The 25,779-nt window shown below is 51.2% G+C and carries 21 protein-coding genes; 10 read left to right on the top strand and 11 right to left on the bottom strand.

Translation table 11 applies throughout. The features are described 5' to 3' along the window. Positions 1-645 carry a hypothetical protein gene (locus tag ACVB80_RS01645; protein WP_481079515.1) on the bottom strand — a complete coding sequence of 215 codons (645 nt, stop codon included), beginning with the start codon at positions 643-645 and terminating at the stop codon, positions 1-3. Between the two features lie 220 nt (positions 646-865). Here ACVB80_RS01645 and ACVB80_RS01650 point away from each other — a divergent pair, with 220 nt between their 5' ends. Then, on the top strand, positions 866-1,591 hold the full coding sequence (locus ACVB80_RS01650; RefSeq protein ID WP_481079516.1) for a MipA/OmpV family protein: 726 nt from the start codon (positions 866-868) through the stop codon (positions 1,589-1,591). Between the two features lie 76 nt (positions 1,592-1,667). On the opposite strand, the gene ACVB80_RS01655 is transcribed toward ACVB80_RS01650, so the two are convergent. After that, positions 1,668-2,573 (bottom strand): aldo/keto reductase, encoded by a 906-nt coding sequence (locus ACVB80_RS01655; protein ID WP_481079905.1) that lies wholly within the window; start codon positions 2,571-2,573, stop codon positions 1,668-1,670. Between the two features lie 659 nt (positions 2,574-3,232). Here ACVB80_RS01655 and ACVB80_RS01660 point away from each other — a divergent pair. The 6 genes from ACVB80_RS01660 (at position 3,233) to ACVB80_RS01685 (ending at position 11,508) form a co-directional block, all read left to right on the top strand. After that, entirely contained in the window at positions 3,233-4,402 is a 1,170-nt protein-coding gene (locus ACVB80_RS01660; RefSeq protein WP_481079517.1) for a porin, read from the top strand. A 54-nt stretch (positions 4,403-4,456) separates the two neighbouring features. Continuing rightward, positions 4,457-5,062 carry a DUF2057 family protein gene (locus ACVB80_RS01665; protein WP_481079518.1) on the top strand — a complete coding sequence of 202 codons (606 nt, stop codon included), beginning with the start codon at positions 4,457-4,459 and terminating at the stop codon, positions 5,060-5,062. Between the two features lie 140 nt (positions 5,063-5,202). Then, entirely contained in the window at positions 5,203-7,272 is a 2,070-nt protein-coding gene (locus ACVB80_RS01670; protein WP_481079519.1) for an alpha-amylase, read from the top strand. A gap of 220 nt (positions 7,273-7,492) precedes the next feature. Then, a complete protein-coding gene (locus tag ACVB80_RS01675) occupies positions 7,493-8,161 on the top strand; it encodes a hypothetical protein (RefSeq protein WP_481079520.1) in 669 nt (222 codons plus the stop codon). Positions 8,162-8,355: 194 nt separating this feature from the next. After that, a complete protein-coding gene (locus ACVB80_RS01680) occupies positions 8,356-9,561 on the top strand; it encodes a cyclic di-GMP phosphodiesterase (RefSeq protein ID WP_481079521.1) in 1,206 nt (401 codons plus the stop codon). A 99-nt stretch (positions 9,562-9,660) separates the two neighbouring features. Then, positions 9,661-11,508, top strand: coding sequence for a M3 family metallopeptidase (locus ACVB80_RS01685; protein WP_481079522.1), 1,848 nt, complete (start codon positions 9,661-9,663; stop codon positions 11,506-11,508). 64 nt (positions 11,509-11,572) lie between these two features. On the opposite strand, the gene ACVB80_RS01690 is transcribed toward ACVB80_RS01685, so the two are convergent. Beyond that, positions 11,573-13,192 carry a hypothetical protein gene (locus tag ACVB80_RS01690; protein WP_481079523.1) on the bottom strand — a complete coding sequence of 540 codons (1,620 nt, stop codon included), beginning with the start codon at positions 13,190-13,192 and terminating at the stop codon, positions 11,573-11,575. Positions 13,193-13,669: 477 nt separating this feature from the next. Between ACVB80_RS01690 and trpB the strand changes: the two genes are divergently transcribed. After that, positions 13,670-14,893: a tryptophan synthase subunit beta gene (trpB, locus tag ACVB80_RS01695; protein WP_481079524.1), complete on the top strand. Its 1,224-nt coding sequence runs from the start codon at positions 13,670-13,672 to the stop codon at positions 14,891-14,893. Positions 14,894-14,940: 47 nt separating this feature from the next. On the opposite strand, the gene ACVB80_RS01700 is transcribed toward trpB, so the two are convergent. After that, on the bottom strand, positions 14,941-15,348 hold the full coding sequence (locus ACVB80_RS01700) for a hypothetical protein (RefSeq protein WP_481079525.1): 408 nt from the start codon (positions 15,346-15,348) through the stop codon (positions 14,941-14,943). Positions 15,349-15,706: 358 nt separating this feature from the next. Continuing rightward, positions 15,707-15,922: a DUF3820 family protein gene (locus ACVB80_RS01705; protein ID WP_481079526.1), complete on the bottom strand. Its 216-nt coding sequence runs from the start codon at positions 15,920-15,922 to the stop codon at positions 15,707-15,709. Positions 15,923-16,053: 131 nt separating this feature from the next. Between ACVB80_RS01705 and ACVB80_RS01710 the strand changes: the two genes are divergently transcribed. After that, positions 16,054-16,719, top strand: a complete 666-nt coding sequence (locus ACVB80_RS01710) for a hypothetical protein (RefSeq protein ID WP_481079527.1) — start codon at positions 16,054-16,056, stop codon at positions 16,717-16,719. Here ACVB80_RS01710 and ACVB80_RS01715 read toward each other — a convergent pair. After that, the gene (locus ACVB80_RS01715) at positions 16,704-17,411 is read right to left on the bottom strand and encodes an SIMPL domain-containing protein (RefSeq protein ID WP_481079528.1); all 708 of its coding nucleotides are present in this window, start codon (positions 17,409-17,411) and stop codon (positions 16,704-16,706) included. The genes ACVB80_RS01710 and ACVB80_RS01715 overlap by 16 nt on opposite strands. A gap of 2,122 nt (positions 17,412-19,533) precedes the next feature. Further along, positions 19,534-20,862, bottom strand: a complete 1,329-nt coding sequence (locus ACVB80_RS01720) for a DEAD/DEAH box helicase (protein ID WP_481079529.1) — start codon at positions 20,860-20,862, stop codon at positions 19,534-19,536. Positions 20,863-21,147: 285 nt separating this feature from the next. Here ACVB80_RS01720 and ACVB80_RS01725 point away from each other — a divergent pair, with 285 nt between their 5' ends. Further along, on the top strand, positions 21,148-21,417 hold the full coding sequence (locus ACVB80_RS01725) for an Lpp/OprI family alanine-zipper lipoprotein (protein WP_481079530.1): 270 nt from the start codon (positions 21,148-21,150) through the stop codon (positions 21,415-21,417). Positions 21,418-21,454: 37 nt separating this feature from the next. Here ACVB80_RS01725 and ACVB80_RS01730 read toward each other — a convergent pair whose 3' ends face one another. From ACVB80_RS01730 to ACVB80_RS01745, 4 genes are read right to left on the bottom strand one after another with little or no spacing between them, the layout of a single operon-like run. Then, complete coding sequence (locus ACVB80_RS01730) at positions 21,455-22,330, bottom strand: L,D-transpeptidase family protein (RefSeq protein ID WP_481079906.1); 876 nt, start codon at positions 22,328-22,330, stop codon at positions 21,455-21,457. Between the two features lie 31 nt (positions 22,331-22,361). Further along, positions 22,362-23,795, bottom strand: coding sequence for a deoxyribodipyrimidine photo-lyase (gene phrB / locus ACVB80_RS01735; protein ID WP_481079531.1), 1,434 nt, complete (start codon positions 23,793-23,795; stop codon positions 22,362-22,364). Position 23,796: 1 nt separating this feature from the next. After that, a complete protein-coding gene (locus ACVB80_RS01740) occupies positions 23,797-24,600 on the bottom strand; it encodes a MerR family transcriptional regulator (RefSeq protein WP_481079532.1) in 804 nt (267 codons plus the stop codon). Continuing rightward, entirely contained in the window at positions 24,590-25,540 is a 951-nt protein-coding gene (locus tag ACVB80_RS01745) for a YbgA family protein (protein ID WP_481079533.1), read from the bottom strand. The genes ACVB80_RS01740 and ACVB80_RS01745 overlap by 11 nt, the downstream gene beginning before the upstream one ends. Between the last annotated feature and the right edge of the window lie 239 nt (positions 25,541-25,779).

Here is a 25,779-nt window from a genome sequence, read left to right on the forward strand (position 1 = left end):
TTAACGCTTACTGATCAGCGCCTGGGCTTTGATGGTGTCCATGTGATCCGGTGCGCGCCGGTTCATCACGTCCAGCCACTGCTCTGCCCGCGGCATATCTTCAGCCCGAATCGCCGCAGAAATAGCATACACATATACCCATGATGTGGCTTCAAATGGAGCCTGCTCAAATACCGGCTCTTCCAGCATCGACAGATACAGGTCGTAACCGCGTTCAAAATGGTTAAACATATCCGGAAGTTCGGTATAGGTGCTGGCCGCAAGCGCCGTCGCCAGATAACTGGCAGGCAGGCCCTGAATCACCGCCTGATCGGTTACCGGGACCGGGTTGGTTTTGATAAGTCCCAGGCCTTTATCTATTGTCGCCAACCCCTGCTCTACGTACTTCATTTTGTTCCATGGCAGAAAAGCATCCCGCCCCTGCAGGGTCTGGGTGCTGCCGAGCAATACCAGGCTCAGTGGATCCGCGCCCCGGGCGTCAATCAGTGCGCTGAGCTGCTCTGCTACCGGCTCTACCTGAGCTTCGTCTCCTTCTGCGGCCTGATAATATTGATCTATCAGTGCCTGGGGCGGATTCGCCAGCACAAAACTGCTGCACAGCAAAATCGCAGCGCCGGAAATAAGTCGGGTAATCTGGTTTGTCATTGCCTTGTCCTTAATCTGTTTGGCGTTGATTAAAGAGTATCCGTCCCGGGCACTGAAAACCCCGAAATGCGATAAAACGGCAATGAAAAGGATAAACGGGCGATTTTTCGGACAAACGGCAGAAGCGCTTCGCCAACTGTGTCAAAAATTCAGGTATAAAATTTGCAGGTAACTGGCCGATATAGCATTTTAGTCACCCTGGACTTCACGGATGTACACCATGAGAAAATTCGGCCTGTTATTACTTGCCCTGCTGTCAGCTAACAGCTCTGCTTTGGAGATGAATGATGAGTATGGCTATATTGGCGTCAACACCTGGTATGGTCAGAGTACGTTTTCGACCGTAAACAACGCCATCTGGCGCCTGATGCCTACTGTTTATTACGAAGGGCGGGATGGTTTTATCGATGATAACCTGATCAACTACTACGTATTGCCCTACGTTGGCCTGACGGGTCAGTGGCGCTTTGCCGAAATTGGCGGGATACACGCCAGTGCCCCACACGGTATTGATGACCGGAACGGTAACCTGGACTTTGGTTTTACTCTTGGTGATCAGAATCTTCGCCTGACGTATCTATACGACGTCATGTCGGTCCATAGCGGCCATGAGCTCCAGGCATACGTCAGCCACTCAATTGGCAATGTATTCCGCCGCTTCGAGCTGACACCTTTTATCGAATTCAGCTGGCAGGACAAAAAACTGTCAGGTCATCTGTACAACGTGTCTGCAGCCGAAGCTGCGGCCAGTGGCCTTGACGAGTACACATCCGGGGCAACATACGTCTACAGGGCGGGCCTGACCGGACGCTACGATATGTCGCGTAAACTGATCATGGTGAGCCGTCTTCAGTTCGAAGGCCATGATTACGACAGTCCGCTGGTACAGCGCAACTATGGCTGGTCATTTGAGGTTGGATTCAGTTATCAGTTTGCTGGCTATTGATACCGCAAACTGATTTTCATCTGCATTAATAAAAAACGCCCCGCGGGGCGTTTTTTGTTATCTGTTGAAGGGGCTGCTATGGCACACCGTGTCCTTTCGATGCAACCCATACCCGATACCACTGCTCACGGGTCAGTTCCAGTGAAAGGCCCCGTACCGCCTGCTCCACACGCCCGATTTTGCCCGAGCCGATAATGGGTACCGGCAGAGAAGGCAGTCGTCTTACCCAGGCGTAAATCACCTGCTCAATATTCTCTGCGCCGATCTCTTTGGCAATCACCGTCAGCTCATCACGTACACGCTTATGCTGCTCTGACTCACCGTTGAAAATCGCACCACCCGCCAGACAGGACCAGGCCATTGGGCGAATACGCTCCATCTGCAGCTGATCCAGGGTACCGTCATGCACCACATCAAAGTTAATCGGGTTAATCTCAACCTGATTGGTCACCAGAGACTTGCTCAAACGGGACTGCAACAGAGAAAACTGAGACGGGGTAAAATTAGATACACCAAAGTGCTTCACCTTACCTACTTTATGCAGCTCACCAAACGCTTCCGCCACCTCATCGGCGTCCATCAGCGCATCGGGACGATGAATAAGCAGAACATCAATCTCATCCACACCCAAACGCTCCAGCGAATTATCAACTGAACGGAAGATATGTTTACTGCTGGTATCATAGTGATTGATTTTTCGCTCCGGATGCGCAGCGGTCAGATTAATATCGCACTTGGTAACGATCTCAATCTGGCGGCGCATTGCCGGGTCAAGTGCCAGTGCTTCACCAAACAACTGCTCACACTGATAGCCGCCATAGATATCGGCATGGTCTACCGTGGTAATACCCAGATCCACATGCTGCTTAAGAAAAGTCAGCCGCTCCTGCGCTGTCATGCCCCATTCGGCCAGTCGCCAGTATCCCTGAACCAGTTCTGAAAACTCTGGTCCCTGATTTGCCGTGGTTACTTTCGCCACCATGGATAGTTCTCCTTTCACTTATTTTGCTCCCCATCCTATGGCCGTTCCACCAGCTCGGCAACGGTTAATTTGTTCCAAAAGCTATCTTTGCGGCAAACAAAAAGACCGCTGGCAATGATACAGCGGCCAAATACGATAAAAGAAAGCCCCAAAAAATACCGTCACACAAACGGTAAACACCCGGTTTACGTTGATAAGCCGGTCAGTTATTTCTCTTTTCTAAAAAACTCAGTTGCCTGTCTCTTCGAAAGTTCCACTGAAATAACGGTTTTAACGTTGAATTTACGAGAGAGAGATCAAGTTTTCAGCTCAAAAAAAACTAAACCCTTATCAGTCACTTATGAATAAGGCAAAAAGTGATGTGCCTCCGCTCCCATACCCGCATTGAGATTTGAAGTGCGTCGCATTTAGAACTCCTGAGACCCTCTCGCATTCTTTCATATAAGCACCATAAAACATTGATATTGCAGAATTTACCTTTCCTGCCCGTTCTAAAATTTGAACACAATCATGTTCGGACATGTGTCCCATATTCGTGACAGAAATTCCGGGTAAGCTTATTCCCGTCATCAATCAAAACGACACAACCTGACGGAAAATCAGCGGCCCATTCGATTGCCCTCAAGTTGTAACTAACAGCTAATACATTTGGAGTTTATATGAACAAGCTATTTGCCCGTACACTGATCGCCAGTGCAGTTGCCAGCGTGGCACTGACCGCTACGCCAACCATGGCAAATGAGACGGATGCAAAATATGAGGTCTACGGCATCATTGCCGTTCAGGCTCACTACCGTGACTACAAAGACCAGTCAGAGCATCGTTATGATAAAACGGCTACTCCTGAGAATCTGACCGGTTTCCAGACCAACAACGAAAGCCGGATCGGTTTCCGCGGCTCCAAGCAGTTCAAAAACATGGATTCAAAGTTCATCTGGCAGGTAGAAAGCGGTTATGTTGACCCTTCCTACGCTGGTCATGAAGCAAAAGGTGGTCTGGGTGAACGTGATACTTTCGTTGGTTTTGAAGACTTTGACTCATTCGGTCAGGTTCGTATCGGCCGCGTTCTGACTCCACTTTACGAAGTGGTTGACTGGCCAGGCGCAAACCCGGGCCTGGGCGATGTGTGGGACTGGGGCGGCATGATCGGCGGTAACAAGTTCCAGGACCGTTCATCCAATACAGTACGCTGGGATTCCCCAACCTGGGGTGGCCTTAGCCTGGATGTAGCCTATGGCCGAACCAAAGCCGCAGCAACCGGCAGCGACCAGGGCTGGTGGCAGGGCGGTGCAGCCCACTATAAAGTTGGTCCTGTTCAGTTCGATGCCGCTTATGAAGTCAACCGCGACGTATCAGAATCGGTAGGCAAAGCTGACACAACAGATAACACTGATATCAGCCGTGTCTGGGACAACAACACCTACCTGCTGGGCATGCAGGGCTGGTTCGAGAACGGTATCTCGTTCTTCGCCCAGTACCGTATGCAGGATGCAGAAGTGAAACAAGGCACTGATACCGGCCGCAATGAGAAGCAAAATGCCCTGACCTCCGGCCTGATGTACAACGTCAACGACTGGCAGTTCAAAGTCGGTTACACCAAGAACTTTGATCTGGAAGTGAACGGCAAGACCATCGAAGACAGCGCAGATGACACCATCTCTGCGCAGGCGATGTACTTCGTCGACCCGTCCGCTGTACTGTATGTACGTGCCCGTGACGTTCGTATGGGTGATAACAACACCGTATCAACCGGCAACGGCGGCGACTATGCTCGCTGGAAGTCACACTCCTTCTCAGAAGTATCTGTCGGTGTAGAATACTACTTCTAATCTCAACCAGACAAAGCGGGTGGTGCTGCCACCCGCTGTTGTAAGGAGAAAACTATGAAACAACGTCTGATCACCATCGCAGCAGCGCTGGCTGCTCTGGGCAGCGCACAGGTCATGGCAGACAACACGGTCACCTTCAGTAAAGAGATTGCTCCAAAGGTGCTCAATGAGAAAGGGATCGACAGCGGCTGGTTTGAGACAACCTCAGAACTGACCACCGGAAATGGTCAGAACCAGTTGGTCGTTACCCTTGGCCAGATTGTGGTTGAAGACGGTCGCCGGGTTAAGTACGACTCTGACCCTTATGTAATCGACTTCACCGCATCGGATGCCCAGCTGTCACTGAGCTATAAGCCGTTCCGCACAATTGAAGATGCCCGTATCTTTGCCAAACAACCTGAGTTCAGCCTGATGGATGATCAGGGTAACCGGGTAAAGCACTCGGTAACCAAACTGCACATTGGTGGCCTGCAACTGATGCAGGACTATGAAGGTGCAGTGAAGAAACACAATAGAGGCGATGCTCCGTTGGCCGCGGCAGCGCCACCCACTGCCCCTGCGAGCCCGGCGATGGATGTGATCAAAACCGGATTTGACGCCCTGTCCGCCAGCGAGCAAAAAGCATTTATGATGTGGGCAATGGAAAACATGAAAAAATAGTCCCTGTTTTATTGTTCTCTACCCTACGCCCTGTGCCACGTTTTTTTGATCAATGTAGCGTATTAGGGCGTAGATAAGCAGAATGATGTCAGCCCCTTCTTTGCGGGGTACCCTAAGAAAAAACCTTAGGGAAAAGAATCATGAAGCGTACCTTACTTGCCTGCGCCGTTGCCCTGACAACTGCGCCGGCATTTTCTGCACCCGGCATTACCATTGCCACCTCAACCAACAGCCGCGACTTTCCTCTCAGCGCAGAACAACCACTGGTTGTCCCGCTGACCAAATCGGAATACACCTTTAAAATCGAAGGCCTGAGCGGAGACTGTAAAGCCGCGCCGGGACAAAAAGTAAAGTTCAACACTCCTCTATCCCTGAACTGCCACGAACCCACTACCCTGAAATTCAAAGTACGTTTCAGCGGCGATTATGCGTTCTACTTTGACGATAAAGCCAACACCCTGCTGCTCAAGCGTCAGCCAAAGAAAAGCGCAACGAAAGAGTTTAAGCGCCCTCTTCCTCAGGTTGATTGCCCGGTCTATACCGGTGGCCCGGTCACTATCTCTGTTGGAGATACTTTTTCCGATGGAGAACAACTGCGCGACGCTTACTCTGGCCAGAAGGTCACGGTAAAAAATGGCCAGGTGACGCTGACTCCGGCCCCTGCAGCCGACGGTCTGGTACTGCTTGAGCCGGTCAAAGCGACAGGCCAGGATGCCCCACTCGACTGGCGCAACGCCAACATCTACTTTGTGATGGTGGACCGTTTTAACAATGCGGACAGTTCAAACGATCACAGCTACGGACGCCGCAGTGACGGCAAAGACGAGGTCGGCACCTTCCACGGCGGTGACCTTCAGGGCGTTATCGATAAACTCGACTACATCAAAAACCTCGGCACCGACGCTATCTGGCTCTCTCCTGTTGTAGAGCAGGTGCACGGGTTTGTTGGTGGCGGTGACAAAGGTTCGTTCCCGTTTTACGCCTATCACGGTTACTGGACGCGGGACTTCACCAAAATCGACCAGAACTTTGGTAACGACGATGACCTGAAAGAACTGGTCAGCGAAGCCCATAAACGTGGCATCAAGATCCTGATGGATGCGGTTATCAACCACAGCGGCTACTCTACCCTCGCAGACTTACAGTTCGATAACCTGAACGTGGTGCAACCAGGCCAGAACTGGCCGGAAAAATGGGCTGACTGGCAGCCTGCAGGCGGTGAAAACTGGCACAGCTACCACAAAGCCATCGACTACCAAAGCCAAAACTGGTCAGCCTGGTGGGGCAAAGACTGGGTACGCACCGGTCTTCCCGGATACACCGCACCAGGCAGCTCAGATACCGCAATGGCACTGGCCGGCCTGCCGGATTTTAAAACCGAGTCCGGCGATTTTGTGACGCCACCAAAATGGCTGCTTGAGAATCCGGGCACCCGGGTTAAGCACCGCGATAACTATACCGTCAGTGATTATCTGATTGAGTGGCAAACCGACTGGGTAAAACGATTTGGCATTGATGGCTACCGGGTCGATACGGTGAAGCATGTGGAAGGCGATGTCTGGAAACGCCTCAAAGCCGAAGCAGCAACCAGCCTTGAGCAGTGGCGGAGCCAAAACGGCCGTACCGGACAACCTTTCTGGATGATGGGTGAAGTCTGGGGCCATACCGCCTGGCGCAGCCCATACTTTGACGATGGTTTCGATGCCCTTATCAACTTTGATCTGCAAAAGAAAATGGACAAAGGCGCTGCCTGCCTGATGCAGATGGACGAAACCTATCAGTCGTATGCAACCACTATGGCGCAGGAAGCCGACTTCAACCCGGTCAGTTATATGTCTTCCCATGATACTGAACTGTTCTTCGGCCGCTTCAAAGACATTCCGATGCAAAAAGGTGCGGCAACCGCCCTGCTAATGAGCCCGGGTGCCGTTCAGGTCTACTACGGTGATGAAGTGGCGCGTAAACCCGGGCCTTATGCGGATGACTTCCATCAAAGCACCCGCTCCGATATGCCATGGAAACTGGATAACAAACAGCAGGCTCTGCTTAAACACTGGCAGATCCTGGGCCAATTTCGAAACAAACACCCGGCTATTGGCGGTGGTCAACATACTGCCATCCGTCAGGAAAATGGCTATGGTTTTGCCCGGGTAATGAACAACGATAAAGTTGTGATTTATTTTGCAGGAAAACAGGCCAGAAAAAACTAACACAGACACAATACGTTACAGGGAAAGCGCCTTTCCTTTGAGCTCTGTCTGTAATTAATTGGCACCCATCGTGCTTGCCTTGATGCAGGGTGGGTGTCTTTTTTTTGCGTAGTTTTAACGCAGCAACTACACTTTATAAAAGAGGCATATTGAGCTAATTAAAAAAGAAAACCGGCGCTGAGGCCCACCCCCAAATGCGATCCGGTAAAGGGTGGATAAAATGAGCAAAGAACAATCCAGACTGGCGCTGGCCATCATCAGGGCCTGCACCGCTTTTATCACAGCCATGTACCTTTACCTGTACGTGCTGACTTTCAACTCACAGCAAATTGCATTGAGCTTTGAGCTGATCCCGTTCGTCATCGCAGCTGTGCTGTTCCTGTCTGCAATCCTGTTGGGCGCCTGGTTTTTCCGGCGCTACCATGTATTCATCATAGTAATCCCGGCCGTGCTGTTTGCAGTCGGATACTTCGCCTGGCAGACTCCGGTCATGAACGTAACCCTGCCCTTCCCTATCCATGCTGCACTGGCCTTTTCGGCCATGATGCTTCTGATAGCCCTGGTTCACTTCGTACTGCCCAACAAACTGACCGAACCGGTACTGATCCTGCTGCCGGTCACCGCTTTTGCCTGGCTGTTTCTTAACTTTGTCTATGCTCCGGCGCTGTACTGCTATCAGTTCTGGCTCAATGGCAACATGATCCCACTTGACCGGATCTTAAGGGCAACCTATACCACGCCGCTGAGCTACGACCTGGTCGCCTTCCCACTGGTGATCCTGAGCATCTATCTGATCGCCAAATATGCCAACCCATTCAGTCAGTTTGTATTTGAAGAAGCAGAAGAGGCTCTGCAGAAGTTCCGGCGTTCCGGACACAAGCACTCATAAACCCTGAAACATGAAAGGAAAGCGAAAATGCTTTCCTTTTATCTTGATGTTGCTGAGTCTATGCTTAATAAGAATGAAAATGACCGGATATTATTGCGCAAACGGTTGATTACATTCTCTGTTGCACTTTTTTATAGCGCAATATTTATTTTTTGCTAAAGTAACGCGCCTGATGTTACCAGTGGTTTGAGGTCATGCATTACAATCCTGAACAATCAATAAAAATCGACATATCCAGCCTCGAAATCGGGATGTTTGTTACGGCAATCGAACAAAGCAAACGCGTCAACCTTGCCAATGCAGGCCGGGTTTCTTCAGTTGCCGCCATCAGCCAGTTGAAAAACAGTGGCGTCAGATTTGTATGGGTTGACGTCGGCCTCTCTTCCGGAAAATGCACCTTTAAGCCGGTTAGCACCATCCCGGTCGAAGTGGATACCACTCCGGACACCGGTCACATGACGCCGATAAAACTCGGTGACCGCGGGATCCGCAATAAAAAGGCAAAAAAGCTGATCACAGAAGCCCGTGGGCTGGCGCACAAAATCCTCAGCGAAACCTTTGATGGTAAGCCAATCAACGTTGGCCCGATAGAAGCCTGGGCTGATGACGTAATCGATACCATCCTGGTAGACCCGGACGCGGTAAAATGTGTCTCGGCCCTGCGTAACAAAGATACCTATCTGCTTGAGCATTCGGTCAATGTTGCCTGCCTGCTGATCACTTTCGGCCGCTTTCTTGATTTTGATAAGCCGACCCTCAAGCACCTCGCAATTGGCGGCATTTTGCATGACATCGGCAAGATCAAAGTCGATGACAAGGTACTCAACAAACCCGGTCGCCTGACTGCGAAAGAGTTTGAACACATGAAAATGCACCAGGTGTACGCCAAAGAGATAATCCCTCAGGTACAGGGGCTGAATGACATCAGCCAGAACGTCTGCCTGATGCACCACGAAAAGCTCGATGGCAGCGGTTATCCAAGCGGCTTAACCGCAGAGCAAATCCCGCTCTACGGCCGGATGAGCAGCATCATCGATATCTATGATGCCCTTACCGCTCAACGCTGTTACAAAGACGGCATGAGCTCAGCAGAAGCATTTAAAATTCTGCTCAGTCTGGCGCCTCATCACCTGGATCAGGAACTCGTTTACAAGTTCATCAACTGTATCGGCGTGTATCCGGTTGGCTCACTGGTCGAACTCAGCGATTCGCGTGTAGGCATCGTCTGGACCACCAACCAGCACCAGCCTCTCAAACCTGAAGTAAAATGTTTCTATTCCAGAAAATACAAACGCTTTACCGAAGTGAGTTTTGTTGACCTGAGTAAAAACGATACCAAAATTAACAAAGCGATTGCTCCCACCTCGCTCGAAGTGGATGCAGCCCCCTTCTTTGACTGAAAGCCCTGACTACAGTGGTTTTGCAGCCCTCCTCCCTGTTTTTGTTACCCGGCCGTGCTAACTTATTGGTTTGGACAACAATTTACAGGGAGAAGCGCAATGAGCGCAACGAAGTATCTCAACGGGCTGGACAGCCAGTTCCTTAAGCTCCACCACACCAAAGAAAATGCATTCTGGCACACCTATATGGCACTCAGCGGCCAGTGCGCCGACCTGGCTGATGCTGAAACCGCCATGAGTCGTTACCTTGGCGACCCTGCCAACATCACCATTACCCGCGATCAGCTCAAAGCAGCTGAACAAATTCTGGATCCAGCCGAACGTGACAGCACCGTACAGGCACTTAAAGGCTGGCTGGCCGTGTTTGAAGCCAATGCAATTGAGTCCCCGGAGGCCCGCGAACTAAAAGAAGAACTGATCTCTTTTGAAAGCGAGTTGTTTGACAAAAAGAAATGTCACCCACTGTTCTTTACCGCCGAAGACGGCTCTCAGCAACAGGGCTCCCTGCCAGTGCTGGCCGCTAATATCCGTACCAGTGACAATGAAGACGTACGACAAAGTGCCCATCAGGCGCTGCTCAACCTTGAACAATGGGTACTCTCAAACGGGTATATTGAGCTGGTAAAGAAACGCAACCAGTTTGCCCACCTGATGGGTTTCGATAACTTCTTCGAGTACTCGGTCCAAAAAACCGAAAGAATGACCAGTAAAGAGCTGTTCACCATTCTCGATGAGTTCGAAGAAAAAACGCGAAAAGCCTGCCTGGACAGTCAGCAGGCATTGGCTGATGAAAAAGGATCGCACATTCTCAAGGGGCATAACTTTGTCTATGCCTTCTCCGGCGACAGTCAGCGCAAACTTGATGCTTACGTGCCTTTTGGCCGTTCACTGCGCCGGTGGGTGGAAACCTTTGGCAGACTGAATATCGAATTCTCTATGGCTGAACTGACGCTTGATCTGCTCGACCGCAAAGGTAAGTTCCCCAACGGCTTCTGCCACGGCCCGAATCCGGCCTGGTTTAACGGCCCGGAGTGGATACCGGCCAAAGTGAACTTCACCAGCAATGCAAAACCCGATCAGGTCGGCAGCGGTTACGATGGTATTAATACCCTGGTCCATGAAGGAGGCCATGCCGCCCACTTCGCCAATATCAAGATGAACTCCCCTTGCTTCGCCCACGAGTTCGCGCCAATGTCGATGGCGTATGCCGAAACCCAGTCTATGTTTTGTGACAGCCTGCTGGCTGATGCCGACTGGCTGAAGCTTTACGCTAAAAATGCACAGGGTGATGCAGTGCCGGATGAACTTCTGAAAGAGATCGTCTTCAGCAAGCAGCCATTCCGGGCCTACTCAGAACGCAGCCTGATGGTCGTGCCGTATTTTGAACATGCTCTGTATCAGATGGACGAAGCAGAGCTGACACCGGAGAACATCACTGCGCTGGCGCGCCGTACTGAGCAGAAGATACTGGGCCTGTCGGTCAGTCCCCGTCCGGTAATTTCAGTGCCTCACCTGCTCAGTGATGACTCCGCCTGCTGTTACCACGGCTATCTTCTGGCAAACATGGCCGTTGAGCAAACCCGGGCATTTTTTACAGACAAGTTTGGCTACCTGACCGATAACCCGCAAATAGGTCCGCTGATGGCAAAACACTACTGGCAACCCGGCAATAGTCAGAGCCATTCCGGAAGTATCGAAAGCCTTACCGGCAGCCCGTTCAGTGCCCGGCACCTGGCTGAAGCCTGTAACAAGAGCGCCGAAGAAGCATGGATGGAAGAACAGGAGAAAATCTCCCGGGCAGTGATGCGCCCACAACAGGCTCCGGCACCACTGAATGCCCACATCCGGGTTATTGACGGAGACACTCTGCTGGCAGATAACAGCGGATCAGATGAGACGATGTTTGCAGCGTTTGAGGGATATATAGAAAAGACCTATTTCAGTTGATCATCTCTTCGTGTACAGAACTGATAACGGGGCCCGTCTGTGGCCCCGTTTTATTAATCCCGCCTCAGTTAAGAGACTCCACACACACCAGGCCTTTATCATCCCCCATTGGGTTTGTCATCCCGTAGTGTGAGCCCTTCATTTCACTCTGCAGAAACTCAACCAGCCAAATCACATACCCTGACGGCTCATCCCGACTCAGGAAACGGGTTTTAGTCAGCTCACCCAGTTTATTATTGGCCGCCAGGTGATCCCATAGCTTCTGATAGTCTGCTTTGGTCGCCAGTTGTGAGCCCGGCTGATCACAGGCACCGCGGATTTCCCAGCCGTTAGCAGCCGGGTCCAGCAACACATCATTCAGCTCGGTATATTTCACCCCATCAAATGACCAGGATTTCGAAACCACCAGATCTGATAAGCGAACCCGTAACGTTGAAAAGTAATCACTGCTTTCAGAGCTGGCCATCAGGTACACCGGCTGCTTTGGCAATGTATTGAACCTGAGTTCAGCCTGTCCGCTGCCGGACGTATAACTCAGAGTTACATCCTGAGCTTCACCACTGAGCAGAGTAAGATCAATGGCGCTTTGCGCCTGGCCGGTTTGATAAAAATTCACTGTCAGGCGCCCGTCTTCAGCCACCTTTTTATCCATAACTATGCCCGGTAGCTGGATTGGATTACGCGTCCTGCGCTGCGCGTCTGAAAAATTTTGCTGAGCATAGTTGTTACCCCAGTTATCCGCCAGACCGTAACTCATTCCACTACTGTGAGAAAAACCATACGCATGGGCAATCTCGTGAAACAGGTGATCATAAGTGATGGGTGCATAATTACGGTAAACACTTTTCGACGGATCCTGATAATCTTCCCACAGAGAAGCCCAACCGCCCGACGTAGTAGTAATCTTAGCTATATCCGGAGAAGAACCCCCGCCCATTCCTTCTGCCGCATACACATTGCGCATCGCTTTCAACCCAAGCTGATGGCCATCAAACCCCATCTTCAGCAGACTCAGCCAGCTGTAGCTCAGGCCACCAGCCGGATGCCCGCTGCATCCGGTATAACTGGCACAACTGTTCCCGAAAAACTCCTCAGAAAACTGAGTAAAAGAGCGGCGATTAAACGAGTTTCTGATATTTATCGCAATGACTTCATATATCTCGCGCTCGGTCGCATTCAAATCGTCGTAACAGGTCTTGCTGGTGTCACTGCAGTTTGCGTTAAAACCGGATACCTGCACCACAGGCAAAAACAGCGCGGCCTGCTCCTCCATAGTCAGTTTACTTAAAGTCACAGCCGGAAAATGCAGTGTCCCCTGACTGTATGGCGCAAGAGGTGTATCCAGTACCAGCAACGCCAGACTGCCATCACCGGTTCTCACTGTCAGTCTCTCTGCAGGCTGAGGGGTATGGTTCTCTATCTGCCAGTCGCTGCCAGATGAGGTAAACCGGACATCACTGAAACGAAAATGCGATGTCTGCGCCAGTGGTGTTACCGAAGAAAGCTGAGCGTCAAGACGCGGAAGCTCCTGCGGGGAAAGCGAGGAGGAAAAACTGATTTGGGTGCCGGTACCTGATAGCACGTTTACAGGGAGCGTATCGGGTGCGGAAGAAGAGCCCTCCTCACCACAACCGCCAAGCACTGCTGCAGAGGCCAGCAGTAAAGCTTTATAGGTAAAATTCATAAATACACCCGAGACATATAAAACATCAATGCTACAGGAATGGCACGCCAGCCAGAACCTGCCGGTCAGAGATTTGGGTTCGGGATCAAGTTAAGCAGAGCTTCAGCACAAACTATGAGCAAATTCGCTCACAAGTGATGGTTGAAATCGAAAGTAAGTTGCAAAAAACCGCCCGCCCACATTCGATATCGAACAAAAATAAAACAGAAATGCTCGGTTTCGAAAGGCTTAGTTACATACCTTCAGGAGGGCATCAGAAATTCCGGTGAAATAGTGCCTGAAGCGTTCAAGTACCGCATTCGGGAGACAAACTCCGGTTTTTACTCATTTATAAACCCAGCCCCTCAAAAGTGCCCGACCAATCGCACTATTGAACTAGTGCACGAGATCATCATCACGAAATGTCATCCCCGAGCACTGCGACGACCGCCATTTGGGTATAAATGCATCACCATGCTCATTACCAGGATGTAAACAATGAAAAACTCTTTTGATCTCCCAATGCCGAATGAAGACGGCTATTTCGGCGAATATGGCGGCAGCTTTATCCCACCTCAGCTTGAAGCGATCATGGTGGAAATCAACGCAGCCTATGATGAATGCCGGAAAGATCCGGGCTTCCAGGCTGAGCTTGCCCGTCTGTACAAGCACTTTGTTGGTCGTCCCAGCCCCATTTTCCACGCTGAGAACCTTTCCAGAAAGTACGGTGTTGATGTCTACCTGAAACGGGAAGACCTCAACCACACTGGCGCGCATAAGATCAACCACTGTCTGGGCGAAGCGATCCTGGCTAAGAAGATGGGCAAAACCAAACTTATCGCAGAAACCGGCGCGGGCCAGCACGGCGTTGCGTTGGCTACTGCAGCGGCACTGGTTGGACTGGAGTGCGATATCTATATGGGTGAAGTGGATATCGCCAAGGAGCACCCGAATGTGGTCAGAATGCGTATTCTGGGCGCGAACGTTATCCCGGCAACCCACGGCCGCAAAACGCTGAAAGAGGCCGTAGACGCAGCTTTTGAAGCTTACCTGAAAGACCCTCACACCCAGCTTTACGCGATCGGCTCAGTCGTTGGCCCTCACCCATTCCCAAAAATGGTGCGCGATTTCCAGTCCATTATTGGTAACGAAGCCCGCGTCCAGTTCCAGGAGATGACAGGCGGCCTGCCGGATAATCTTGTCGCCTGTGTTGGCGGCGGCTCTAATGCCATGGGCCTGTTCACTGCATTCCTGGAAGATAAAGACGTCGCCATTCATGGCGTCGAACCTGCTGGGCGCTCACTGGAAGTACCGGGTGAACACGCCGCTACCCTGACCCTCGGCGAACCTGGCGTAATGCACGGATTTAAATCTTACATGCTCAAAGATGACCAGGGCGAACCTCAGGAAGTGCATTCGGTTGCCAGCGGGCTGGACTATCCGTCGGTTGGGCCTCAACACAGCTACCTCAAAGATCTTGGCCGGGTTAACTATGGGACGGTCACAGATGATGAAGCGATCGATGCTTTCTTTGAACTCTCACGTCTTGAGGGGATCATCCCGGCGATTGAATCCTCTCACGCGGTTGCTTATGCACTCAAACTGGCCAAACAGGGACTGAAAGGCTCTGTGCTTATCAACCTGTCAGGACGTGGTGACAAGGACATCGACTTCGTTGTTGAACACTATGGGGCTGACTACGGGATAGAGTCTCTGGTGTAGGAAATGGCAGGCCACCTGGTAAACGGGTGGCCTTTTAGTTTATATCGCTAGTCATCAATACCAAAATCAAGAAAATCAATTCCACCAGAGCTATCTAAACTGGTATTCGTAACTTTACTTCCGGGTACAATATTGACTTCTGCATATAACAAGTAACTTTCAAAAGAAGGTGCTTCAGGTACGTTAAACAAGATCTTTCCAACAGACTTTTTAAACTCTTCCAGCTCACCTAAATCACCTGCCAGCTCCAGAGCCAGGTCGTTACTGTAAGGCAGCAGCATGCCATAGGAAACAGACTTGTAGAACGGGTCATCAGTTCGTTTAATCTGTTTCAGGGCCCAATTGATTTCCTGAAACGAATAGAACTGCTTTTTTCCAAATTTCACGCACAGTTTAGGGGCTACATCTTTGGCTACTGACTTTACGTATGCTTTTTTATTTGAAAAGTTAAACATATCTGACTTCCTTGCTATTCAACGGGCTAAGCAAATGATTAGCTACACAGAACCCGATTTACTTACTGCCAACTGCACCGTACACAAACAAATCACCGCAGAAACAAGCTCCGTGAATTGCACCACAATGCCATCAATTGCACATCATAATACAGGAGTTATTTCAGAACATCTTACTGAATACATAAAGGGCGCAACCCACGGTGCGACACTTCAGGCGCGGTATGTATTCGCACGCTGGAGCATGGGAACAAGGATATAGCAGCAAACTTCAGGACAAAAACGAGTCGGCCGGGGGCTGACTCTTTTGGATGAAAGCGGATCAATCCAATGCAGATTTTTCCGCGATGATGACAGATCACATTCGTTTAAGCGGCCGTACCACACTGTCCAGCCCTTCGATTTTCAGTGCCAGGCACAGTTTAAGCAGCTCGCCCAGTTCACCGGACGGCCAGCCTTTTTTGTCGAACCACAGCAGGTACTCTTCAGGCAGGTCAATCAATACTCTTCCGGCGTATTTTCCAAACGGCATCTGCATTCGCGCCAGTTTGAGCAGGTTTTCTTTTTCAAGCATTACGCTGTCCATTCGCTTATCTGATGGCGCAGCAGTCTACACCACAAGCGATATCCAGCCAAACCAGATACGATTCAGTTGCCATCATTTATCAATTCGCTACACTGACCAAAAACATCCGGAAGTCCTTTATGAAAAAGCGTTTTTTGCCTGTTCCCCTGCTGCTGTTGATCCCCGCTCTTCTGCTTGTCGCCGTGATTGCCGCTGGCAGTTACCGCCTGTCACTCGATGATGAAGACATCGCCTCAAAACAGGGACGCCACGTCCAGAAGGCAGAGGGCGGAGAAGTGATGAAAATGCTGTTTTCGATCACTGATGCAAAGCCCTGGCAGGTTGCAATACCAGAGACCATGGTCAGCGCAACCCTGACCCGGCTCAGTGATATGAAAGGCGACAACCCACGGGCGGAAGGCGATTATGTCAACGAGCCAGAGCGCGGTAGTGTGTCGCTCGATTACACCCAACTGGTGGTGCTCTACTTTGAAGAGCTGCCGGCCAGCCAGATGCTCTTTGCTGCCCCATATACAGTATCCAACCAGGGCAGCGGGCTGTTTACCTACCTTGGGCTGTTCCGCCTCGACCATGACGCAAAAAAGATAACCCAGCTCGATTACCACTTCATCGGTGACCGGATCGCAGGTCTGTCACTGAGTATTGACCACCCATTTGATGTCAGTCACTCGCTGGTGGCAGAGTTCAAAACCCATAAAGATAACCAGGCAATGGCTGAAGAGCCGGCTCAGCAAAACCGCCTGGTCATTGAAGTCACGCCTGAGAAGTTTCAGTCAGACAAGTAATATTCCACCGTAGACACCACCCGGATTTTCTTGATCCAGGCAGTGTTGCTGTCACGGTTTGAGATACTGAAACGCCCCTGAGAGGCAGAGCGGATTTTGCCAAGTCTGGATTCAGAGTCTTTGGCAAACTTCTCTGCCACCTGGCGGGCGTTGCGGGTTGCCTCTTCTACCATTTCAGGCTTGATTTGATTGAGGCCGGTAAACAGATACTCGGGGCGACTGTCATAATTGTCCTGATTGAGCACAATTCCTGCCTGACCAAGTTCACCGAGCTGATTCATCACGCTGCGTACCTTATCCACCCGGGTGCTGTATACCGTCAGCGTCTGGGTGGCGAGATAACGCAGTTCAACAAAGCTGTCACCGTATTGCTGGGCTTTCTTATCGACCACGCCCGGGGAAGAAAAGCTCAGTTCTTCGTCATTCAGCCCCTGCTTCTTTAAAAATTCCGCAACCGTATCCACCTGCTTATCCAGGGTCTGATACAGGTTTTGCAAATCATTATCCGCCACCGTCACCTGAATCGGCCAGATTACCGTATCTGCAGCCACTTCCCTTTCAGACAATCCTTTAACCGTTACAACCCGGTCAAAACTCTTAAAACTGACCACCGCCTGCTGCAACTGAAATCCCAGCAGCGCCAGCCCCAATACCAGGCCAACACCGGTCGCGAGTGAGAATTTTTGATTCATAAGCACGTCCCTGAAATGTTTTTGATTTTTATCAGAATAGGCTTTCAGGGATGAGCATGGTGTGCGCACTGGCGGGTTACGGGAAATTTTGACGGGGAATTTGCATGAAACTTCTGCAGGGCTGACGGGCTGCTGTTGTGCCGATCGCTTCACCAGATCCCGGGTCGCACCTACCAGTGAGTGTTTGGCTGGTGCTGTGGAATGCGCCCGGGATGACTGAGTTTTCCGTTAATAAACAAATAATAAGATTCTGTCATCCCGGAAATTCTGCCCACAGGTGTTTATGTGGTGCACACTGTCTAACCAGAATTATCCGGGATCTCGTGAAGCGATCCGTGGACCACATAGTATTAACTATCGGTTCAGTTATCCCACGATAACCCTCTGCCACCTCCCCTGACCACGCCCACTGTGCCATTCTGAACTTAATTCAGAATCTGCTCACAGCACGCCGTATACTCACGCGCAAGCTATCACTGTGCCCGCGGCAACAAATGCGTGTCGCTGTCGCGAGATAAGCTCGCCCTCGCGGACAGAAGATTCTGAATCGCGCTTTACCTGTTTAACGCGCGGATGATTATGGGGAGCGCGTTCAGAATGACAGGTGTGATGGCAAGGTCGACTGCAACTTTATGGTTCTTCGAATGTTGACAGCATAACCGGGCTTTCACTAACGGTGCTCTTTTGCAGCACAGTTCGCTTCACGAGATCCCGGGTCGCGCCTACCTGTGAACACTTGGCAGGATCAGTGGAATGCGCCCGGGATGACTGAGTTTTCCGTTAATAAACAAATAATAAGATTCTGTCATCCCGGAAATTCTGCCCACAGGTGTTTATGTGGTGCACACTGTCTAACCAGAATTATCCGGGATCTCGTGAAGCGATCCGTGGACCACATAGTATTAACTATCGGTTCAGTTATCCCACGATAACCCTCTGCCACCTCTCCTGACCACGCCCACTGTGTCATTCTGAACTTGATTCAGAATCTGCTCACAGCACGCCGTATACTCACGCGCAAGCTGTCACTGTACCCGTGGCAACAAATGCGTGTCGCTGCCGCGAGGTAAGTCCGCCCCCGCGGACAGAAGATTCTGAATCGCGCTTTACCTGTTTAACGCGCGGATGATTATGGGGAGCGCGTTCAGAATGACCAGCGTGATAGTTAAAAAGTGCAAAACTTCAAAGTTTTCCATGCGCTGACAGCATGAGTTAACTTTCGTTTCGAGTAACCATTTACAGCACAGTTCGCTTCACGAGATCCCGGGTCGCGCCTACCTGTGAACACTTGGCAGGATCAGTGGAATGCGCCCGGGATGACTGAGTTTTCCGTTAATAAACAAATAATAAGATTCTGTCATCCCGGAAATTCTGCCCACAGGTGTTTATGTGGTGCACACTGTCTAACCAGAATTATCCGGGATCTCGTGAAGCGATCCGTGGACCACATAGTATTAACTATCGGTTCAGTTATCCCACGATAACCCTCTGCCACCTCCCCTGACCACGCCCACTGTGCCATTCTGAACTTAATTCAGAATCTGCTCACAGCACGCCGTAAGCTCTCGCGCCAGCGGTCACAGTACCCGCGGCAACAAACGCGTGTCGCTGCCGCGAGGTAAGTCCGCCCCCGCGGACAGCAGATTCTGAATCGCGCTTAACCTGTTTAACACGCGGATGATTCTGGGGAGCGCGTTCAGAATGACCAGCGTGACAGTTAAAAAGTGCAAAACTTCAAAGTTCTCCATGCGCTGACAGCATGAGTTAACTTTCGCTTCGAGTAACCATTTACAGCACAGTTCGGTTCAGTTATCCCACGATAACCCTCTGCCACCTCGCCTGACCACGCCCACTGTGTCATTCTGAACTTGATTCAGAATCTGCTCACAGCACGCCGTAAGCTCTCACGCCAGCTGTCACAGTACCCGCGGCAACAAACGCGTGTCGCTGCCGCGATATAAGCCCCCCCTCGCGGACAGAAGATTCTGAATCGCGCTTTACCTGTTGAGTGCGCGGGTGATTCAGGGGAGCGCGTTCAGAATGACCGAGGTGACCATACACACAAAAAAACCGGAAGCACGACACTTCCGGTTTCTTTAAATCTCAGTCACACCAGCAACAATCAATCGTCACTTGGCTCAACCGGCTTTTTCTTCTTCGGCATGAACACCTGGTCACCCACTGCAACGTTGTTGTAGAAACCCTTATCGCGTTTCGCTGGCTTCTTGGCAACTTTCTTCTGCGGGCGTTTGCCTTTGGCTTGAGGCTTGCCTTTTTGAGCCGTTGGCTTGCGTGGTTTCAGGCCTTTGAACTTACCTTCCAGACCTTCCAGTACATCAAACTTCATGTCCTGCTGCAGGAAAGCTTCAACGCGTTTAAAGCTGTCCCAGTCTTTAGGGCCAACCAGTGAGATAGCTTCACCCTTGTTACCTGCACGGCCGGTACGGCCTACACGGTGAACGTACTCTTCAGTATGTTTTGGCATATCGAAGTTAATCACGTGAGTAACGTTGGCAATATCCAGACCACGGGAAGCCACATCAGTCGTTACCAGAATCTTAAACACATGACGCTCAAACTGGCTCATGATGGTGTTACGCTTGGTCTGGTTCAGGTTGCCACTAAGGGCCATCGCCTTAAGCTTCTTCTCGTTCAGCTTTTCGGTCAGGCGGTCAGTATCAGCGCGGGTCGCGGTGAAGATGATCACCTGGCGATATTCTGCTTCTTCCAGAATACGGTCCAGCAGAGCTTCTTTATGGTCCAGATGGTCACACAGGTAAAAGCGCTGAGTAATGTCCATGTGCTGCTCGTTGGCAGAGCCTATTGAAATACGCTTTGGATTGTTCAGCATCTCAGATGCCATGTCATTCACTTCAGCGTGTTCCAGGGTTGCTGAGAACATCAGAGTCTGGCGACGACGGTGTTTGGCCGCTTTATGAATACGGCGCAACTCTGGCGCAAAGCCAAGGTCCAGCATACGGTCGGCTTCATCCAGAACCAGGGTCTCCAGACCATCAAGGTACAGTGAACGGTGTTCAAGGTGGTCGGCCAGACGACCCGGAGTCGCAACGATAAATTTAGGGTAACGGCGCAGGGCTTTAACCTGGTCGTTAAAGTTTTCACCACCCAGGATCAGTGCTGCTTCATAAGACAGGCCCGCCAGCATGGAGCGCAGTTCACCAAATACCTGTTTAGCCAGCTCACGGGTTGGAGCCAGAATCACGGCACGCGGGTCTTTAGCGGAAAATGCTTTGGTTTTAAGAGATTTATGAAGCATCGGCAGCACAAACGCCAGGGTTTTACCCGAGCCGGTTTTCGATGATGCCAGCAGATCTTTGCCTGCGATCGCTACAGGGATCGCCTGCGCCTGAATGTCAGTCGCACGGGCAAAGTCGTAATGCTTAAGGTTTTTCAACAAGCGGTTATCAAGACCTAAATCTTTAAATTGCAAAGGATTCTCCGGATACAAATCTGAATGTAAAACCCGGCCGGTGCCAGGTAGCCCGCCATGATACTCCCTTTTGATATAAAGCGGTATAGATCACACTAAAAATCCCCCCAAATTGGACGCCATCCTGGTCACCAGCCTCACTTCTGGCTGTTTTTTCTGCGAAAATCTTACTTTTGCCACATATCCACAGCAAAATGTGCCATATTATTAACGAGCGGAAGAGTAAATACCGGAAAAGGCAGATCTGCTCTTTTGCCCGAATCACGTTCCAACAAGGAGTTAAAAATGAGCAAAAAACTACTACTAGCAGCGGGTGTGACTTCTGTACTGTTTCTTGCCGGCTGTTCCGGTAGCCCGGATCCAACCGCAGAGAAGATTGACAACCTGACTAACCAGGTTGAAATGCTGACCAAAGAAGTTCAGTCACTGAAATCAGGTCAGACTCAGGCAACTATGCAGGCTAAAGAAGCGGCCAGCGCAGCGATGGCAGCCCGAGAGGAAGCTGAACGCGCGAACGACCGCATCGACAATATTGCTCAGTCTTACAAAAAGTAAGTACTCCGCAAATTCGCACTTGGCGATTTAACCTGACTTATGGCGTGGCAATTTCGATTGGCACGCCATTTTGTACCTGCAGTACTGCCTTGGCCTTACTGTCGGAGATATTAAACTCATCCATCCACCACTCCAGCTCCATCGGCAGCTCCAGCGCTTTCTGAACGCCCCGGCTGTTGGTCAGCGGTTCATGAGCTTCCATAAACACACTGCGATCCGGCTCCAGCGTCACCTTAACCGGCTGGTTGATGACCCGTACCGGAAGGCCTTTTTCAACCTGTTCGAAAAGCCAGGCAATGTCTTTCGGCTCCATTCGAATACAACCCGCACTCACGCGAAGGCCAATACCAAAATCTTTGTTGGTACCGTGGATAAGATAATCGCCCTTGCCATAAGCAAGGCGCAGGGCAAAGTCGCCCAGAGGGTTATCCGGCCCGGCAGGAACGACATCCGGCAGCTCAATGCCTTTCTCTTCCCGGTACTCTTTGCGAATAGAGGCGGGCGGCGTCCAGGTCGGATTGGGGATTTTTACCGACACTTTGGTCAGCATCTCCGGGGTATCGCGTCCAATACGGCCGATTCCCACCGGGAAGACATGCACTTCACCCCCACCCGGCGGATAGTAATAAAGCCGGAGTTCAGGCAGGTTAATGACAATCCCTTTGTACTCCACCGGAGGAAGAATAAACATCGAAGGAATCGTCAGTACGGTGCCTTCGGCGGGCAGGAAAGGGTCGATTCCACGGTTGGCCGCCATCAGGGACAAAAAGCCAATGTCATAGTGCTTGGCAATTCTGGCGAACGTCTCCCCTTCGCTGACGATATGCCGCTGCACCCGGCCTACGATCCGGCTGCCATCTTCGGGAAGGTCAAACTGCGCAGCAGCAGAAGGAAAGGCGAATCCCATTCCCATTGCGACAGACAACAGCAGCCACAACCATTTCCTAATCATCCTTTATCTCTTTTGCCTGTTTATATAACTCTAAGGCTAATGCTCTTTGGTGGCTGTGATCAACTATTGGCGGCGGATAGTCTGTCTGGCTGTGAGCCGGACAGCACCACGGGCGGTGAATGTACTTATCTGGTACGGCCTTAAGCTCAGGCAGCCAGCGCCGGACGAACGCACCGTCTGGGTCAAACTTTTCGCCCTGAGTCACCGGGTTAAAGATGCGAAACCAGGGCTGGCCATCGCACCCTGTGGACGCGCACCACTGCCAGCCGCCATTGTTGGAAGCAAAGTCGCCGTCAGTCAGCTGAGACATGAAATAGCGCTCACCTTCACGCCAGTTGATCAAAAGGTCTTTACACAGGAAACTCGCGACTATCATCCGCAGCCGGTTGTGCATCCAGCCGGTAGCATTTAGCTGGCGCATCGCGGCATCGACTATCGGATAACCGGTTTTGCCCTGTTTCCAGGCTTCCAGATGCTGCCTTCTTCCCGGCCAGAAAATCCTGTCCGTCCAGGTCACAAAGGCTTCGCCCCGGGAAAGGCGCGGTTCAAAGGCCATCAGGTGAGTGTAAAACTCCCGCCAGACAAGCTCACTCAGCCAGGTCGCTTCCCCTTCACTGAGCTCATCAACAGGCCGGTTTTTCAAAAGCGGGGCCAGGCACTGATTAACCGACAGCGCGCCAATGGCCAGATACACAGAGAGCCCGCTTGTTCCCTGCCGGGCTGGAAAATCACGGCTGTTTTTATAATCGGCGGCCCGCTGTTCCACAAAGCTATTCAGCCGCGCCGAAATCGCTTCGTCTGTCACCGGCAACTCACTGTCGCTGCCATAATCAAAGGCCGGTAACTCAGGCAGCCAGCCGGAGGGTAATGAAGAGAGCTCTGGCATTGCCTGAGCAGGCTGCGGAACACGCAGTTTCAAAGACGTTTTGCCAAACTCAGCCAGCCAGGCCCGTTTGAATGGGGTGAAGACTTTGAAGTAATCACCCTTCTTGTTTCTGACCTGGCCCGGTGGCAACGCGCAGTGAGCGTGATACCAGTACACAGAAATGCTGCCCTGTGCCAGCAGAGCATCAAAGCGGTTATCACGGCGCTGCTCATCGAGCGGATACTCGCAGTTGGCGTGCACAGCGGTTACGTTCAGCTGAAGGGCAAGTTCAGCCACTCTTTCTGCCGATTCGGTAAACGAATCACATTCGGAGTAAACAAGCGGTACATTAAGCTGCTCAAGGCCCTGCTTTACCACCTCCAGTCTCCGGCGGATAACGTCCTGCTGGCGCTCTGCCATGCCATGACGCTGCCATTGCCCGGGCGTGGCAACATACACCGCTGTAACCGGCTCGCCATTTGCCACTGCATGACTCAAAGCATGACAAAGTGCCGGATTGTCCATCCAGCGCAGATCCCGCCTCAGCCACACCAGTTGCATACTAAGCTCCTTCTCCAAAATGAAGCTGACGAATTAGCGGGCTGATGATGACCTCAATATCGTCATCCAGCGCAAGCGACTCCAGCTCACTGACCAGACGCGCAGGCAGCGCCTGACTGGCAAAGAAACAAACGCCCTGATAGAGCTCAGAACTCAACATCTCTTTCAGCCCGACCAGATCTTCCACCTGCTCAATCAGCACCACTCGATGCCCCTGCTCCACCAAACGCAGCATCTGCATTCTGGCGTCAACCGAGCCAAACGGGTCAAAACTAATCAGCAGCATTTTGGGTTTCTTGCCTGCTTTATGCTCAGCTTCAACCACCTTGTGTACTACGCTGCTGACCACAGAATTAAACAGACCAGCCTGCAGAGACTGACGGGTATTTTTCACCAGTTTCAGCGCACTCAGCACCGGACGGATCCCCTGCTCAATGACCAGCTCTCCCGGGTACTCTTTAAACAGCCCCCCAAGCACCTGCTCACAGCGGCTGTACTGCAGTTTCGACAAACAATCCAGCAGCGTTTCCACTTCTTCAAGCTGCGCATTTTGCAAAGGCTCAATGTCAGGCTCATTGCCACTTTTCAGCAGCTCTTTCACTTTGCCGATCGACACCCCTTTCTCAAGCCATGCCTGTATCTTGTGAATGAGCTCAATGTCCTGATCTGAATAGAGACGGTGGCCCTTTTCAGTACGCTGTGGCTGAAGCAGGCCGTAACGGCGCTGCCACGCCCGCAGTGTCACCGGCTTTACACCGGTCATTTCAGAGACTTCCCTGATGGCAAATTTAGGATCACATCCCATATCTTAATCGCAACTCCTGTGGGTAAGGGTCAAAGTAGTGCTGAGTGGCCAGATACGCATCCGGGTAAAGGCTCAGATGATGACGAATCAGGGTCAGCGGCGCCAGAAGCGGAGACAGACCTTTGCGGTAATCGTGGATCAGCTCTGCCAGCTCTTTTTTCTGTTGTTTGTCCAGCGAGCGTTTCAGGTACCCCTGAAGATGCATCAGCACATTGGTATTGGTTTTACGGCTGGCACGATTTCTCAGTGCCAGCATAAATTCCTCCCTGTAGAGGGTGTAAAATTCTTCCGGCTCATGGTCTTTCACCTGGGCAACCAGTCGACCGAGCTCCCGGTAAGACTCCGGATGATGCGCCATCAGCGTCAGTTTATAGCGGGAATGAAACTCCACCACTTTTGCCGGGGTCACACCACCCTCCATAGAGAGATAGAAATCTTTCAGGGCAAACACCCGGGTAATAAAGTTCTCTTTTAAAAATGGATCACTCAACCGGCCATCTTCTTCTATTGGCAACCACGGATTGTGCTCCATCAGCTTCTGGGTAAACAAACCCACGCCGGTTTTATCAGCCCGGTTAGCGGAGTAGACCTTAACCCGCTCCATGCCACATGTCGGTGATTTGCCGCACACTACATAGCCACACAGTTCATCCTGTGCCAGTTCGCGGGCTTTTTGCTCGGAGAAGCTGAGCATTTTATCGGTGTGATCATTAGCAGCGTTTTTGGTTTCAACCAGTGCGATACGCTCTTCATCTGTTACCAGACGAATCGTCGGACGCGGAACCGGCAGACCAATTGAGACTTCCGGGCAAATCGGCACAAACTGCGCGTATTCCCCAAGCTCAGACAATACAAAGCGATTCGCCTTATGGCCCGAGTCAAACCGGACTTTCTGACCAACCACACAAGCACTGACACCAATTCTGATTTCATTACTCATGAGCCCTCTCCTTGTACAGAATGAATTTATGTATAACTTATAGCACAACACCAAAAAGTTGTACAAATAATTTGCATGTACAAGGCACAATAATAGTAAACGTTAGCCAAAACGATTGCCCTCTCCCTTTCAACAAAAATGGTTATCAATAGGAATTTTTCGTGTCGCTACCGATAATTTTGTGACTTAGCTCTCACGGAATAAGCTATATCAGGGCTAATATTGCTTCCAACGAAACA

The organism is Vibrio sp. 9-16B-A1, from assembly GCF_056726165.1.